The sequence below is a fragment of the Bacillus sp. MT(2024) genome (genome assembly GCF_036362845.1).
GTDB classification, from domain to species: Bacteria; Bacillota; Bacilli; order Bacillales; family Bacillaceae; genus Bacillus; species Bacillus velezensis.
Genome location: NZ_CP143632.1, coordinates 1,968,391 through 1,982,420 on the forward strand (window position 1 = coordinate 1,968,391; position 14,030 = coordinate 1,982,420).

The window sequence follows — 14,030 nt, forward strand, 5'->3', positions numbered from 1 at the left end:
TTATGGATAGTAAAATCTTGTGTCAAATGTGATCTTAAAATTACTTGTATTCTGTATTTCGAACTCATTCCAACCGATCTCAAGCCCCGGAAGCCGCCCGGAGGTTTTGAGCGTCTTTTTATCAATGACAGTGTATTGCTTGATAAACGAAACCTTCTGCGACTTCTTCAACGTTTCTTCAATGGTGAGCTTTTCGCCATTAGTGTGGTTGACAATGGAGACGTTTTTCCCAGCAGCATACAAATAGACGTTATAATCATGCTCCATAGGATTGATCATAACGCCGCCCGTATTGTATACGCTGAATGTCTTTTGATTGGCAAATGAATATTGGAGGCTGTCCACCTCCTGGATATTCATGCCCGGGCTCCAATGCTCGCCGCTGAAATTTTGAGCCGTCAAAGACGTGGTTTTCGATTCCGCGACACCATTTACATTTAAGAAAGGAACCTCGAACGTGTTGAAGTTCTTTTCCTTTTCTTTCGGCACACTGAAATTGCCGTCACATGTAACCTTAAAACGTCGATTAGGCAGCAGGTCAGTGGAAATATAATAAGGGAACGGCTTCACAAGAGCCGCATACAGTTCATGCCGATACTGATAGAAATTTTCAGCAATTATTGAGTCGATATGGATTTCAACCTTAATATCACGCTCTTTATACGTAACGTCCCTGGGATGCTGCGGCAAGACAACACCGTTTATTCTGTGGACCTTGGCCGTTTCCCGTTCAATGTTTGGCGACTCGGGTAAAAAGCTCACCAATTTAAAATAGGGAAGCAAATCAGATAAGCTTTGCTCCCCCAACCCATTGTCATAATCTATATATAACTCCATTTACCTCACTCCATTTACCTCAATCCATTATGAAATGCCGCCCGAGCATACCGATCAGCTGACACTTGGTCCACTTTTCGACCGTCCATATAGTTATTATTATCCTTTGCTACAAGACGCGTTAACAATGTAATCATGGCATCCAGCTTCGTGTTGAGCGTTTCGTTCTGTTCTTTCAGCAGCTTTATTTCCTCAGCATTATCATTTTGAACAATCGTCTGCTGAGGCGCAGGGTTGTATCCGACCATTGCGCTGGCCTGGCTTAATACCTTATGCGCCTGGCTTCTTCTGAATTGCCGCAACGGCAGTAGCATTTCCCCTTTATGGACCTCAGCCGTATGGTCGCTTGTAATCAGACCGCCTTTGTCATAACCCACATAACGGCCGCCACGCCTCATGGATTTTAGCCCGGGATGGTTTAAAATGCCCCCATATCTGCTGTTGAGGTAATTGATTGACGCTAAAATCTGATGGACAGGATTTTTGATATTCCCATAGCCTTTTTCCTTGTGAGCATTGAAGGTGCTGGGAATGAACTGCATTAAACCTTGAGACGGATGGCCGGCTTTCCAGTTTGAATCCCATCTATTTACGACGTTCGGATTCCCGCCTGATTCTTTCATCGCTATTGCTTCAAGAGCTCCTGCGAACTCTGAGCCGAGCCCTTTGATTTTTAGCGCCTGGGCAACCCACTTTTTAACGGCAGCCGTCCCGCCTTCACCGAAGTTGCTAGCATCGCCCATCTTGTCTTTAATAAAATCAACAAACTTGTTTTTGACAAATTTAAATGACCCTTTGACAAAATCCCCGGCAAAGCCCGCAAAATTAGGCATCTTCAAGCCAAGTTTCTCAATAACCTTGTTAATGAGCTTTGACGGGTTACTGATATAGCTGAACACATCAAGCGCCAGGTCTTTCACTTTACTGGCGGCCGCCTTGGCGCCGTTCCAAACCGTTGACAATATGCCTTGTTTTTTCTTTTTCTTTGTTCCGTTTGCGTAAGCAGGAACGCCGGACATAAATGCTTTTGTATCAAGCGCTGATAAGACCTGAGTCCCTTTTGGTAAGTTCATGAGCGTGTCTGTAGCTGGGCTTATCCCCATGTGTCCGGACGGTGTAAAGAATGCTTCTGGCCCTGCATTTCTCCCCTTACCATCTCCCAGGATAGCCGGACCGCCTGGGTGCCCACCTGTTCCATTGGCATATTGGGGAACATCCCATTTTGGTATTTTCGTATCAACACCGATCTTTCCAAGAATCCAGTTAATGCCGCCTTGTGTAAAGCCGTTTATAATCCGCCCAAAACCCCTGAGAGTTCTGTTTCCAAAGGCTTTGATTCCGTCCATGGCTTTGCCGCCCATGCTCTTTATTCCGTCGCCCATTTTTTTCGGCAGGGCCTTGGCAGCATCCACGATGTCCCAAAACTTTTTAGTGATACCTGATTTCATATCACTTACAAGCTTTAGGGCTTTGTCTTTCATGAAAGAAAACATTCCTCCGGCCTTTGAAGCTCCGTCTTTAAATAAGCTTTTAATCCAGCCCCACATTTTTGGAAAAATACCTTTTAAGCCAGCACCGAGAGCCTTGGCTCCTCCGAGAATTTTCCCAAAAAACGAAAGTTGAATTGCATTCCAGACCACTTTAATGGCGCCAGAAAATATTTTCTTAACCCCTTCCCACATTTTTGAAAAGTTCCCAGTCAATAATCCAGAAAAAACAAGGATAACGCCCTGGATAATTGATATCGCGCCAGTGATGACGCCCTTTATGTTCCCCCACACAGAACCTATGATCGCAAGTATGGCCGGCATGACAAATTGGACAATCGACCACACATTTTGAAGGGCTTGAGTAATAACGGAACCGTTTTGCTGCCAGAAAGACTTCCACTGCCCAGTGAGTTGGCCAATGAAAGACATCACGCCGCCCAGTGCCTGTTTGACCAGAGGACCAAGAGTTCCAAAAACTTGGGATGCAATAGCGCCGAGAGCCGAAAAGGTTGGCTTCATGGCGTCAAAACTTGCCTTCATGTTGGATATGATGGGCTGCGCCTGCTGTTTAAACCCTGAAAAAGCTGTCTTGATACTGTTAATGCCGTCAATGATAGATTGAACTGTTAAGACCGGGAAAAAGTCCATAAGCTTGTCAGCGCCCTTGGACGTATCACCGTTGAAAATATCCATAATCCCGGTAAATACTGTTTTCAAATGGCCGCCTGCGCTAGAAATGCTGTTCATGACCGGCTGCAGGCCCTTCATACCTGATTCCAGTCCGGACATGGCCGGCTCCAGTACATCTAAAAGGCCGTTGCCGATCGGAAGAAGAGCAGATAAGGCGGAACGACCTATCTTTTTCAGCCGTGCCCCGAAGTTATCTTGGAGCGCTTTTCCCGCCTCTTTCGTTTTCCCGTTCACATCGCCAATCTTTCCATTGATGCCGCCGAGGGCATACATCGCGTCAGCTTCAAGGTCTTCCCATTTCGTGCCGTACAAAGCAACCCCGATATTATTCGCCTTGACCTGGTTTTTCATCCCTTTCAGCTCACCCAAAACCGCGTTAGAAACGTCTTTAACCGTCCCTTTTCCTTTTAGGAATTGGCTCCACACTTTTTGAGTGCTGCCGGAAAGCTGCGCCATCGCTCCGGATGTCGAATCGGAGCCGTCTTTCACTCTGATCTGAAATTCTTTCATGACATCATTAATATAGTCGAGATTATAAACCCCTGCTTGGCTGCCCTTTGTTAAGAGCTGGAAGTATTCTTCCGCAGAAAAACCCATTTTGCCGAATAAGGGCGCGTACTCGCTCAGGTTGTCAAACATTTCATTTGAAAAGTTTAAGCCCTTTTGGGCGCCGTACGTCATCAAATCAAAAGCCTTTTGGCTCTCAACGCCAAAACCTTTCATGATATTGTTGCCGGCTCGCGTGACTTCATTTACATCCGCATCAAAGGTTTCTGAAAGAGTAATAGCCCCTTTGGTTACATCCTTTAAATCCTTTTCGCTGAGCCCCCTGATATTCTGACGGACCTGTTTCAGGGCGTCTTTGACCACATCCATATTTTCGCCGAAACCGTCTTTCCAGATGCTTGAGGCTGTTTGTGTCAGCGCTTTGGCTTCGTTCTTTGTCAGTCCTAATTGCGCCCGGAATTCCCCTTGGCTTTTCTGTGCGTCAAGTGCCATTTTGGTGCCCATCGCTCCGACCGCTACTGTTAATCCGGTTACGGCTGCCACTCCTGCAGTCAGTGCCCCGACCAGGCCGACTTCAATAAAAGAAGAGAATTTCCCGACCTTGCCTTTTGCTGTCTCGGTTGCCTCTCCAATATCCTTCTGGCTGTCTGATAAGGAATCAGCGCTTTTCCCTGCTTCCCGCTGTGCCTGCTCAAGTTGCTCGTATTGCACTTGCGCGCGCCGAAGAGAGCCCTGTAAAGAATGATAAGATTGAATCTGAGTATTAAGCCGCTGGGCGTATTTCTGCGCCTGTTCAGAGCCGTCGCCGTATTTCTCCACCTGTTTCTCATATGACTTACGGTATTCGTTGACGATCTTTTCTTGAATAGAAAGCTCATTTGACAAGCCTTCAACTTTTTTCTTGCTGGCCGTCAATTCGTCGCCCATCGCTTTGAATTCCTGAACGGTCGCTTTTGTCGCAGTGCGGGCAACCTTTAGATTGTTTCTTAGGCCGGTAATCCCTTTGTTTACCCCTGCGTCATTCAGCGTCGTATTAATGACTAAATTCCCTATCGGTCTGCCTTCTGTAGCCACCTTTTACCTCCTTTCTTTAGAAATTGACATAACAAAAAGAGCATCTGATCAGATACCCTTTTACAAAGTCACTCCAAAAATCTTATACGCCGGCACCAGCTTGTTTTCTTCCTCATGCTGATGATCGACAAGAGCGAAGAAACGGTTTATATCCATTTCATCTATTTCATGAAGTTTGTACCCATTTTTCATCAAATCAATGTACATTTCTTTCATTTTGTTAAAGTAATCCCGGTAGCTCATGGGCTTGCCCGTTACTTTTGAGCCGCCACGGCCTTCTTTTTCAATTGCGCCTTTTTTTTATCTTTTGTCATGGCTTGGGAAACAATATCCCGGAGCCAGTCTCCTAAATCCTCAGAGGAAACTCCGTCCAAAATATCATCAAAGGTAAATTGCTCTTTAAACATATCCGTGACAAGGGCCATCATGTCGGTCATTACCTCATACTCTGTCATTTTCGAATCCTCATCCGTTGCCAGTGCATGAATCTCCAATGCTCTGTAAGTAAACCGCGATGTAACAATCGGCTGAATGAATGTTTTTTCAGGAACGGAGACAATTTCCCCGTTTTCGCCAATTTCAGCATTTGCATAATCTTTCAATACCGCTTTAATCATATAGAAAACCACCTTTTTATTTTTTAAAAGACAAAAGCAGCCGCGCCGGGCTGCCTGTTATTTTCCTAATTCTACTGTCTGATCCTCTTCTTCTGTTTGATCCTCTTCTTCTGGGTGCTCCAATTCGTAGGCCAGCTTATAAAACTTGTCAAGTGAAAATCCTTCATTTTGGTCATACCCGACCAGGAATACAAGGCCATCCTCTTTCCGTGGTAAGAACTGCCCTTCGATGGTATCCGTTTGAAAATCCACTTTATCTTCTTTTGTCTTACCTTCTGCAGAAGGTATACCGAATTTACCTTTTAACAGAGCATAATACACGTATCCTTTTTCATGATGTTTTTGCCGCCAAGTGATGCAAACATAAGGCGGTTCCAAATCCTTATGATATAATTCAATGCCGGAAACAACTTTAACACCTAAAAGTGTTCTCTTCATTTCAGTTGTCAAATCTGCCAAATTTAATTCTAATTTTGTTTCACTTACTCCTGAGCTCTTCACCGCGTATATACCATCATCCGCATAGAGAGGCGTCAGTTCTGAAGAAACGTCCAGTTTTGCTTCAATGGCTCCCGGCATTTTCTTCCTGTCTTCTGCTTTTTCATTTTGATCAAGTACGCCGTACTGAATCCCGTCTAAACCTGTTCGCGCCATTCATATCACCTTTTCATTTCATATTTGTATGTTAATCTTTTTTGTTGCTCTGTATCGCCGGGCATATCGGTAAAGTGCAATATCCGGGTCCCGATCAAATGCAGAGGCATATTGTTGGTAGTCGTTTTTTGCCATAAGCTCATCAATGATGGGCTGAATCTGCTGCGCTTCCTTGAGCGTTTTCGTCCATAAATCTATTTGAATATCAACCTCAAATGTCAATGCCGCGTCATCGGCATAATCTTTTCTGTGGCTCTCAAGCTCATTTATTCGAATCATAGGGGCCTTTTCTGTATCCTGATCGGCTTCTGGGACAAAGACCAAAAATATACGGCCGGGGTCCACAAAGGAAGAAAGGACTTCATTTTCACTCAGAATCATTTCAACTTCCTGAATTGGTAGCATCATATTCCCAGCTCCCTTCTATAAACTTCCTGCACTTTCTGCAGCACCGCGGCCGTGTACTCATTTACCGTCCTCTCCACAAAGTGCTGAGGTCGCTGTTTGATTGTCCCGAAGTTTGAAAAGTGCAGCCTTGCCGCTGTTTCCTTTCCGTATCCCACATTTGAATAGATTTCTCCGTCTTCTCTTGGCTTCAAATAAACCACATTGTCCTTCATGTGCGTTTTGTGAGGGTCCTGATCGCCTCGGCCCCGGGGTGTATTTTTTTCTAATCCAGCAGCGTATATTTGCGCTCCTGCACTGACCGCCGACTTAGCAGCACGAACATTTTTTCGAGCCAGTTTGTTCAGCTCTTTTTCTATGTTTTTTATTCCGTCATCTTCTCGGGCCATCAGCTCACCTTCTCCGCAAGAACATTTATCAGGTCTTTATCCTGAGAGTTTGGGAGAATGTCTTTGATCTCGTAAAGGGTTTCATCATGCAGGATGTGCATGCTGTTCGTAATTGTCTTAACCTGCTGATAGCGAATGATGAATGTAATGCTGTTTTCTAAAAAGGTGCCGGCTGTTGAAAGCTTCTCCCTTAATTTCTGATCTCTGATCTCCGCCCAGCAAGAAAATAAGGGGTCATTCACCACAATGTTTTCTCGGCTTTCTGGGTCCTTCTGATTCTTTCGAGTCACAAAAGTGATGCGGGTGTTGAGTCGGCTAAACTGCATCTGTATAAGCTCCTCTGAATTGTTGGATAATGTTTGTTACGCCGAACGGTATTTCTTGTAGCGCTTTGTCCATTGAGGACACCCGCTGCTCATACCAGGCGCCCACAAGGAACTTGACGGCCATGTTAAACCTGGGATTGTTTTCAAAAAATGCATCCCTGTTGGGCGAAAGTGTGACAGCATCCTTGATATAATCTTCTGCCGACCCTTTCAACTCCATAATCCAGTCATCGTCAAAATTATGATCTATTCGCAATGCGTGCTTTATTTCTTCGAGCGTCATTCCATCACTCCTTACATACAAAAAGGAGCGCCGGAGCGCCCCTTCACGTCATTATTCTGTTGGTGTTTCTTTCAATTCATCAATTTGTTTTTGCAGGCCGGTTAAGATGTCTTTGACCTCGCTGTTCAGATGCTCCAGCATGATACTGCCTGTGCCAACATTCTTGCTTCGAACTGATTTTTCACCGAGCATTTCATTTACAATGCTGCCCGGTTCAATAACTGCCGGGTCGCCTTTTTCACCTTTTGGGCCTGGTTCGCCCGGGTCGCCTTTTTCGCCTTGTGGACCTGGTTCGCCTGGTTCGCCTTTTTCACCTTGTGGACCTGGTTCGCCTGGTTCACCTTGAGGACCTTGTTTCCCTTGAGGGCCGGGTTCACCTTGAAGACCTTTTACATAGAGAGGATTTTTTTCGCTGTTATCCGCGATAGAAACATCTGTGATTGGCTCCCCTGAACCGTTGTCCCTTGCTGATGTTTTCGCTCCGTTACTTTCATTTAAAAACTCTGCCATGTTCGATCATCCTTTTCTATTATTATTTTATTTCCCTAAATCTTTACTTGTATCGTCTGGCTGCTCCGCGCCCGTATCAATGGTCACAAAATAGCCGGCTTTTTTATCAGCTTTTTTGACGTCGAAACGAACAGCAAGCGAGAGAACTTGTCCATAAACTTCATTTTCCACCCACTTGGCCGTGGCATCTACACGGTTCGCAAAGAACGCAGCTTTTTTCAAATCGCCGATAAACATAACCGCATCGCCTGATTTTTCACCTAAAACAGTATCGTCCACAACATTGACCTTGCTACCCAGCAACACTTTCCCCGTTTCTGTGGAAATATCTTGCCGTAAAATGTACTGCCCGTTTTTATCCTTCAGGGTATCCAGGAATTGAAATGCGGAAGAAGTAGCGACAATGTCCCGGCTATACGCCTGCATCAGATCGACGTTCAGAATGTGTTTAATGTCATCTGTTCCCTTTACCGTTTTAGCCGGGAAAGAGCGCAAGACTTCGGCCACTTTTGTATTTTTCGTAATCCGTTTTACCTGCTGCAGATGGTTGGCCACAATCGCGGAAAGGTCTACCCCTGAATCGTCAATAGCCTCCTGAGAAATTGGCAGTTGACCGCGGTAAGTCTCTACCGCCCAAGCCACTTTATTAAACTTCGGCTTTGCTAATTCCGGATTTTTTTCCAGTTCAGCGACAGATACAAGGCCTGTCTCAGCATTAGCAAGAACGGGATACGTGCCGGACGCCGTTGTCACATTTACGTTATTTACAATGGCCGCCAAATCGACAACATTTTCAGGCTCTTGCTGGGGTTTGGTGATCACATCAATCGGGATAATTGCCTCAACTCCGTTTGATTTTAAGCCGTCACGCTTTTCCCCTTTTGATCGGAGAAATTCTTCAAAAGCTCTTACCTCTTCTTTCCTCCCCCGTTTGATGATTGTGTGGAGACCGCCGCCAGACATTGATCTTTTTTCCTCGTCGTCCTCTTCTTTACCGCCAGCCGGTGCAGGTTCTTCCGGATTCATTCCGGCAATCTCTTCATATTCCGCAAGCTTTTTCTTGAGAGCGTCGAGCTCTTCTTTCAAAGTGGAAATTTCACCTTTCAAAGCTGTAGCTTCGTCCAGCTTGTCTTCTTCCGCTCGCTTCTGTGCTTCTGTGATTTTTGTATTAACCGCCGTTTGTTTTTGAGTAATCTGTGATCTCAATTCCTTAATTTTTTCAGATAACATGTGTTTTCTCCTTTTCAAATAAAATAAGCACCCGAATTTCGAGTGCTTTTACAATCCCATTTTTATTAAATCCAGCTGTAACAGCAGCTTTTCTTTTTCCGGATTCCGGCTTCTTTGTTCATACTGCTTTAAGTTCCGTTGAGCAATCGTCACATCGGTGTCTTCATAAGCTGGATACGTAACCACTGATACATCTGTCAGCTTTGAAATGTTTCTCAGGCTTCGTAACGGCAGCCCCGTTTCTTGGTCACGGGTAAAGCTGTCACCGTTTTTCCCAAGCAAAAAGCCGAAAGAACAGTTTGAGATATTGCCGACACGTAGATTTTCGTATAAATCCGTGGCGTACTGAGTATTCGGTAAAGTGACATCAAATCTTAGGCCGATGTCATCGACCTCAAGCTTAAGCGTGCCGGCAGACGTGCGGCCGAGAATCTTAGATGGATCATGGTCAATTAAAGCCCGTACATCGCTCATATCTGTTTGGTCAAGAGCCCGTTTATCAATCATTTCAATGAATCCACCCAGGTTATGACTGCGGGTTCCAAACTTGAGTGCATACCCGCTAATTACCTTCGGCCCATCATCGCTTGAATGGGCTTTTAATGCCCCTTCCTGCGACGTTCTGATTTCCACTTCCTTAGACATTCCCCTCACCTCCTTCACCTGCTGACGAGATCGGCAGGCTCTTTGCCTTCGCTTTCTGAATCTCGTCCATGATTTCAACGTCAACGTAATTCAAACTCATGAAACGCTTATCCCCGTTTGGAATCGCCGCTATGCCGTATTCAGCCAGGGCATCATTTTGCGAGTATATGCCATTCTGCAGTAAAGCAATGACGTTTTCTCGCTTTGTTTTTGCGTCCGTTTCCCTAAACCGCCGCGTATCGAATTGAAATTTCAGCTGCAAGTTTAATGGATACGGCAGCATTTTGAAATTCAGTTCTGAAGCAATGGCCGTGAAATAGTTTGATAATGTATTTGTCAGATAATCCAGGTTAGCTTGTTCAAGCGATGTGTTGACTTGTTCAATCCCCAGCTTATGGGCAGGCAAACCAAACGCTTTGGCGATCTGCTTTGTTGAATGCGTGTAATTATTAACGATTTCAAGCACTTTTGTATTAATTTCTAATTGCTTAAACTCCTCATTTTCACTAAGAACAGCAATTCTTTGCTGATTTCGCCCCCCTGAGTTTGCTTTTTCAAATTCATTACGAATTTTATCCTTTGCTTCAGGAGACAAATGCCCTTTTTTCAAATTGACAATCCCACTCAAGTTGACGCTTCTTCTAAAAAAGTCAGTAACAAGGCGTTTTCCAAACTCCTGGCTTTCAATCTCACGCTTAAGACTGGAAAGAGGACCCATCCCCGTAATACCGTCCAAGCTGAAAAATTTAATATGCAGCACATTTTCAGGCTTCAATACTCTCTCTTTACCGCCAGAAGGATAATACCGGTATAGGATTTCATTTCGGTTTGGAAGCTGCTCGGCATAGACTTCACTGTTCAGCATATGGATAAGCTCCAAGGGTGCCCCCTCTTTGTCCCGGATGATTTCAGCGTACGATTGGCCGTTCAATAGTGCATTGGCTACAAGTATGAATTTGAAAAAGTACCCCGAATAATAATCATTGGGTTTTTCATTCAGCAGCCTGAACAGATCAGAATCCTTTTCTTCGACACCGTTATGTTTAACCATAATTGGCGACGCTGCAATATCAGAGGAAAGGGTATGCACTGCTGTGAACACATCGCTGTTTTTAATTGCACTTGCTGACACGTAAGACAGGCCGTCCAAGCCGACAATAATTTCATTAAACTCCCGCGCTCCCTGGCTTTGTTTATCTAATGATCGAAAGAACGCCACTCAATCACCTCCCTCCCTCTTCTCTCGGATTGAGTAAGAAGGCAATCAGAACAAGAAAAAGACCGGCCACAATAAGCCCGGCGATCGGGTGGAAAAGGAAAATTCCATAGTCGATTACAAACAGCCCGATCAAAAAGAAAAGAGTATGCAGGTTCATTCTAATAAACTGGCATACTCCCAATAAAAATTTAATTATTTTTCCTAATTTCATGGTGCTCCCTCCTTCCTTAAAGGGTGAATTCTTCGCTTTCGTAATATGTGTTCCAGTCAAATTCCTCTTGTTTGTAATGATACATTGCGCCCGTGTGTGCGTTCATCATCGCCGCTGCAGGGTCAATCTTTTCCCTGTTCAGCGCTTTGTCAATTTGAATCGTATCATTCACTTTTTTCAGCATTGCATTGTGCATCGCCGTATCAAGCAATGGATTCTTACTGTGTATGATTTTCCCGTCGAATACATTCAAACGAAAATCTTTTGTTGGTTCAGATAATGTGCGAGGACCTTGACGAACTTCAATCAGCACATCTTCATAGCCATATTTCTCAATCTCATTTAAGACTAAAGAGATATTGTAAGGGTCAAAGAAAATCCCCTTTACTTGTAAATCAAATTCTTTAATATGATTGATCATATATTCCACAACTTGCTGCAGATTAATGATCCCTGATTTCTTATCGGTTATGGTACAATACCCAGCTTTCGCAAGAGTGCGATAGTCCAGTTTGTCACGTTCAATTTTATTATCCAGTCCACCTTTGGTTCCAACAAATGAATGACTGTCCACATAAAATGTCTCATTCTCATCCTCTAACGGATAAATGAAACTGAGGGCAGATAAATCATCTGTTCGTGATAAGTCAATCCCTATGTAGACTGGCTTTCCTGTAATGTCCGGTGCATCGTCCACACCGCGCTTTTTCCAATCGTTCCCGTTGATAAAGCTTTCAGAGGAAGCAGACTGCCATATATTAAAGTTCTTTACGAGTGTGCCGTTTAAATCATCTTTATCGAGAGCCTCTTTTAGTTTTTTGCGCAGATTGGTCAGAAGTTTCTTTTGAATGCCCTCGACCTCAAGTAAAGGATTGCTTTTTATCCAAGTGCTTTCGTCGTAAATTTCTTCTTCGTCATCTTGTTCATAGACAATTGCAAAATAGTTTTCGTTTTCCTTACGGCCACTTAGAATATCGTCAACATAAGGGTATTCCTGCGAATACATGGGGCCATTCAACTTAAAGCCGGCTGTACTAATGATTAAGATAAGACCCTGGTCCTGCTGACCTTGTGAAGACTCCAGAACCTCCATCATTTTTGTGTTGGACGCTGTGTGGTACTCGTCGAGAATTCCAATCAGAACGTTCAAACTATCCAGGTTATCAGTATCCCTTGATAAAGGCATAATGACGCAGTCATCTTTCAGGTACCGGATTTCATTTTGTATGATCTTTGTCCATTTTCTAATTGCCTTTGACTGGCTTCTTATCTTTTTCAATTGCATGGAAATCATTTTAAAGACAGTTTTTGCTTGGCCTCTTGAGTTAGCTGTCGCATAAATTTGCCTGTCAAACCTCGGGGCCTCCCCGTAAATCAATTCGTACAACGAAAGACCCGCTACAAGTACTGATTTTCCGCCCTTCCTCGCCATGCTTATATAGGCTTTTGTGAAACGGCGAAAACCTGTCTCCTTATTTCTCCAAGCGTAAAGCATGTATACAATGAATTTTTGAAATAGGGCCAGTTTTGTGGGCTTCCCCGTTGATATGTCTGGCAGTATTTCAAGAAACTTGATGACCTTTTTTGCCTTTTCAGGTCTGTATTCATACTCAAAAGACGGGTCAGCCGCTCTTTCTAAATCTCTAAGGTGACGCTGACAGGCTTTTATTACTTTTTTGCATGCCGTTATTTCTCCGCTGACAACCTTTTTCGCGTAAAGCGTGCCTGGATCAATTCTCTCAGTCGTCATCGTTCATCATGGCACCTAATAGGTCCTCCTCATCGTCATCCCCGTCAAGCCCTACAATTCGTAGACGTGAATCCAGAGATAGACCGAGCTGGCCCGCAATCCCGCGAATTTCCTTTGACATACTGTTCATAATATCAACGGACGGATTTTTCTTCTTTACTTCAAACCCTTTACTATTAATTTCAATAATGGTTTGTCCGTCTGTCATTATGTCTTTGAGAGCCATTCTATATTGAGCGTAGCTGTTGCAATAAATGGCTAGTAACGTCGAATCCAGTTCAGAGATTGGCATTTTAATAATATGCGGGTAGATTCGCCTCCACTCATTTTTAGCCATCGTGGACAGCCAGTATGGTGGGTTTTCTTGCAGAGGCGAAAAATCTTTTAATTTTTCTTCCTGCTGCAGACGCTCTTCCCGCTCTTCGTTAGTAATTTGCCCTTTTAACGTTTCCGTCAATTGCTTTCGTCTCGCCAATCAAAACCACCACCTTTCGTCCAAAATGCGAACTATAAATTTGAGCGAATTCGGCAAATTAAGAAAATGAAGATCGTCCCATACCTGCCAAGGATTCGGCCACCCAGATGAAAGATCAAAAACAAGGCCGAAAAAGTAAAAATCAAAATTTCATTTCAACATTTTTTACAAAGTTAACGGGGCGCCGATGTACAGGAAGATGAAAAAGCCCACCCGGTAAATTGACGGGGGGACTTTGCGGAAAAACTAATCTCCTGGCCCTGTTTCTTTCCCAAACGTGACCTGATTATGATGATACTGACAAAGCACCTCAAGATTATCCAAATCGGTGCGAGCTTGAAGATCGTTTATGACGTCTCTAAGCTCTCTATGCTTATGGTGGACTACTAACCGATTAGACTTGTTTAAACGTCCCTGTGAGGCACAGACAGCACAATGATAGTTACTTTCTCTAAGCTTCTGTTCTCGAAGGAGCTTCCACTCTCTCGAATGGTAATAGGAATAGCGCTTGTTATTCTCCCTTGTGTATCTCACATCTTTGTTATACTGCTTGTCAGCATAGCCCTTGTGCTTCTCACAATAACGTTCTGCCCAATCCACATAGCTGCGGCAGGCAGGCGCGTTACATCTTTTCAGCGGCAGGATTACCACCCCCTATATATTCTTTCTAAACTGCCCCCGCACTCAAGCCGTTAACCCGCCGATTGTCTATCCTGAG

At 44.2% G+C, this 14,030-nt stretch carries 16 protein-coding genes; all 16 read right to left on the reverse strand.

Annotated elements, in window-relative coordinates:
- Positions 1-837 (reverse strand): phage tail family protein, encoded by an 837-nt coding sequence (locus VP472_RS09320; RefSeq protein WP_210552523.1) that lies wholly within the window; start codon positions 835-837, stop codon positions 1-3.
- 14 nt (positions 838-851) lie between these two features.
- On the reverse strand, positions 852-4,598 hold the full coding sequence (locus VP472_RS09325) for a phage tail tape measure protein (protein ID WP_146276924.1): 3,747 nt from the start codon (positions 4,596-4,598) through the stop codon (positions 852-854).
- 60 nt (positions 4,599-4,658) lie between these two features.
- Positions 4,659-4,841 carry a hypothetical protein gene (locus tag VP472_RS09330; RefSeq protein WP_061861531.1) on the reverse strand — a complete coding sequence of 61 codons (183 nt, stop codon included), beginning with the start codon at positions 4,839-4,841 and terminating at the stop codon, positions 4,659-4,661.
- Between the two features lie 11 nt (positions 4,842-4,852).
- Complete coding sequence (gene gpG / locus VP472_RS09335) at positions 4,853-5,215, reverse strand: phage tail assembly chaperone G (protein ID WP_146276926.1); 363 nt, start codon at positions 5,213-5,215, stop codon at positions 4,853-4,855.
- 57 nt (positions 5,216-5,272) lie between these two features.
- The gene (locus tag VP472_RS09340) at positions 5,273-5,869 is read right to left on the reverse strand and encodes a major tail protein (RefSeq protein ID WP_146276928.1); all 597 of its coding nucleotides are present in this window, start codon (positions 5,867-5,869) and stop codon (positions 5,273-5,275) included.
- A gap of 18 nt (positions 5,870-5,887) precedes the next feature.
- A complete protein-coding gene (locus VP472_RS09345) occupies positions 5,888-6,277 on the reverse strand; it encodes a DUF3168 domain-containing protein (RefSeq protein ID WP_146276930.1) in 390 nt (129 codons plus the stop codon).
- On the reverse strand, positions 6,274-6,663 hold the full coding sequence (locus VP472_RS09350) for an HK97-gp10 family putative phage morphogenesis protein (RefSeq protein ID WP_061861533.1): 390 nt from the start codon (positions 6,661-6,663) through the stop codon (positions 6,274-6,276). The genes VP472_RS09345 and VP472_RS09350 overlap by 4 nt, the downstream gene beginning before the upstream one ends.
- On the reverse strand, positions 6,663-6,989 hold the full coding sequence (locus VP472_RS09355) for a phage head closure protein (RefSeq protein ID WP_146276932.1): 327 nt from the start codon (positions 6,987-6,989) through the stop codon (positions 6,663-6,665). The genes VP472_RS09350 and VP472_RS09355 overlap by 1 nt, the downstream gene beginning before the upstream one ends.
- On the reverse strand, positions 6,979-7,272 hold the full coding sequence (locus VP472_RS09360; RefSeq protein ID WP_014472232.1) for a head-tail connector protein: 294 nt from the start codon (positions 7,270-7,272) through the stop codon (positions 6,979-6,981). Before VP472_RS09360 ends, VP472_RS09355 begins: the two co-directional genes overlap by 11 nt.
- Positions 7,273-7,323: 51 nt before the next feature.
- Positions 7,324-7,782 (reverse strand): collagen-like triple helix repeat-containing protein, encoded by a 459-nt coding sequence (locus VP472_RS09365; protein WP_146276934.1) that lies wholly within the window; start codon positions 7,780-7,782, stop codon positions 7,324-7,326.
- A 27-nt stretch (positions 7,783-7,809) separates the two neighbouring features.
- A complete protein-coding gene (locus VP472_RS09370) occupies positions 7,810-9,012 on the reverse strand; it encodes a phage major capsid protein (protein ID WP_210552522.1) in 1,203 nt (400 codons plus the stop codon).
- A 48-nt stretch (positions 9,013-9,060) separates the two neighbouring features.
- Positions 9,061-9,657, reverse strand: coding sequence for an HK97 family phage prohead protease (locus VP472_RS09375; protein ID WP_047936177.1), 597 nt, complete (start codon positions 9,655-9,657; stop codon positions 9,061-9,063).
- A complete protein-coding gene (locus VP472_RS09380) occupies positions 9,650-10,789 on the reverse strand; it encodes a phage portal protein (RefSeq protein ID WP_330731208.1) in 1,140 nt (379 codons plus the stop codon). Before VP472_RS09380 ends, VP472_RS09375 begins: the two co-directional genes overlap by 8 nt.
- A gap of 91 nt (positions 10,790-10,880) precedes the next feature.
- Positions 10,881-11,087, reverse strand: coding sequence for a hypothetical protein (locus tag VP472_RS09385; RefSeq protein WP_146276940.1), 207 nt, complete (start codon positions 11,085-11,087; stop codon positions 10,881-10,883).
- A gap of 16 nt (positions 11,088-11,103) precedes the next feature.
- On the reverse strand, positions 11,104-12,837 hold the full coding sequence (locus VP472_RS09390) for a terminase large subunit (RefSeq protein WP_146276942.1): 1,734 nt from the start codon (positions 12,835-12,837) through the stop codon (positions 11,104-11,106).
- Positions 12,827-13,312, reverse strand: a complete 486-nt coding sequence (locus VP472_RS09395; RefSeq protein WP_013353510.1) for a phage terminase small subunit P27 family — start codon at positions 13,310-13,312, stop codon at positions 12,827-12,829. Before VP472_RS09395 ends, VP472_RS09390 begins: the two co-directional genes overlap by 11 nt.
- Between the last annotated feature and the right edge of the window lie 718 nt (positions 13,313-14,030).

Bases quoted from the DNA above. Each gene is read 5' to 3' on its own strand.
- VP472_RS09345 (WP_146276930.1), bottom strand. From the start codon at position 6,277: ATGATGCTACCAATTCAGGAAGTTGAAATGATTCTGAGTGAAAATGAA.
- VP472_RS09370 (WP_210552522.1), bottom strand. From the start codon at position 9,012: ATGTTATCTGAAAAAATTAAGGAATTGAGATCACAGATTACTCAAAAA.
- VP472_RS09330 (WP_061861531.1), bottom strand. From the start codon at position 4,841: ATGAGCTACCGGGATTACTTTAACAAAATGAAAGAAATGTACATTGAT.
- VP472_RS09365 (WP_146276934.1), bottom strand. From the start codon at position 7,782: ATGGCAGAGTTTTTAAATGAAAGTAACGGAGCGAAAACATCAGCAAGG.
- VP472_RS09390 (WP_146276942.1), bottom strand. From the start codon at position 12,837: ATGACGACTGAGAGAATTGATCCAGGCACGCTTTACGCGAAAAAGGTT.
- VP472_RS09340 (WP_146276928.1), bottom strand. From the start codon at position 5,869: ATGGCGCGAACAGGTTTAGACGGGATTCAGTACGGCGTACTTGATCAA.
- VP472_RS09375 (WP_047936177.1), bottom strand. From the start codon at position 9,657: ATGTCTAAGGAAGTGGAAATCAGAACGTCGCAGGAAGGGGCATTAAAA.
- VP472_RS09360 (WP_014472232.1), bottom strand. From the start codon at position 7,272: ATGACGCTCGAAGAAATAAAGCACGCATTGCGAATAGATCATAATTTT.
- VP472_RS09385 (WP_146276940.1), bottom strand. From the start codon at position 11,087: ATGAAATTAGGAAAAATAATTAAATTTTTATTGGGAGTATGCCAGTTT.
- VP472_RS09355 (WP_146276932.1), bottom strand. From the start codon at position 6,989: ATGCAGTTTAGCCGACTCAACACCCGCATCACTTTTGTGACTCGAAAG.
- VP472_RS09320 (WP_210552523.1), bottom strand. From the start codon at position 837: ATGGAGTTATATATAGATTATGACAATGGGTTGGGGGAGCAAAGCTTA.
- VP472_RS09350 (WP_061861533.1), bottom strand. From the start codon at position 6,663: ATGGCCCGAGAAGATGACGGAATAAAAAACATAGAAAAAGAGCTGAAC.
- gpG (WP_146276926.1), bottom strand. From the start codon at position 5,215: ATGATTAAAGCGGTATTGAAAGATTATGCAAATGCTGAAATTGGCGAA.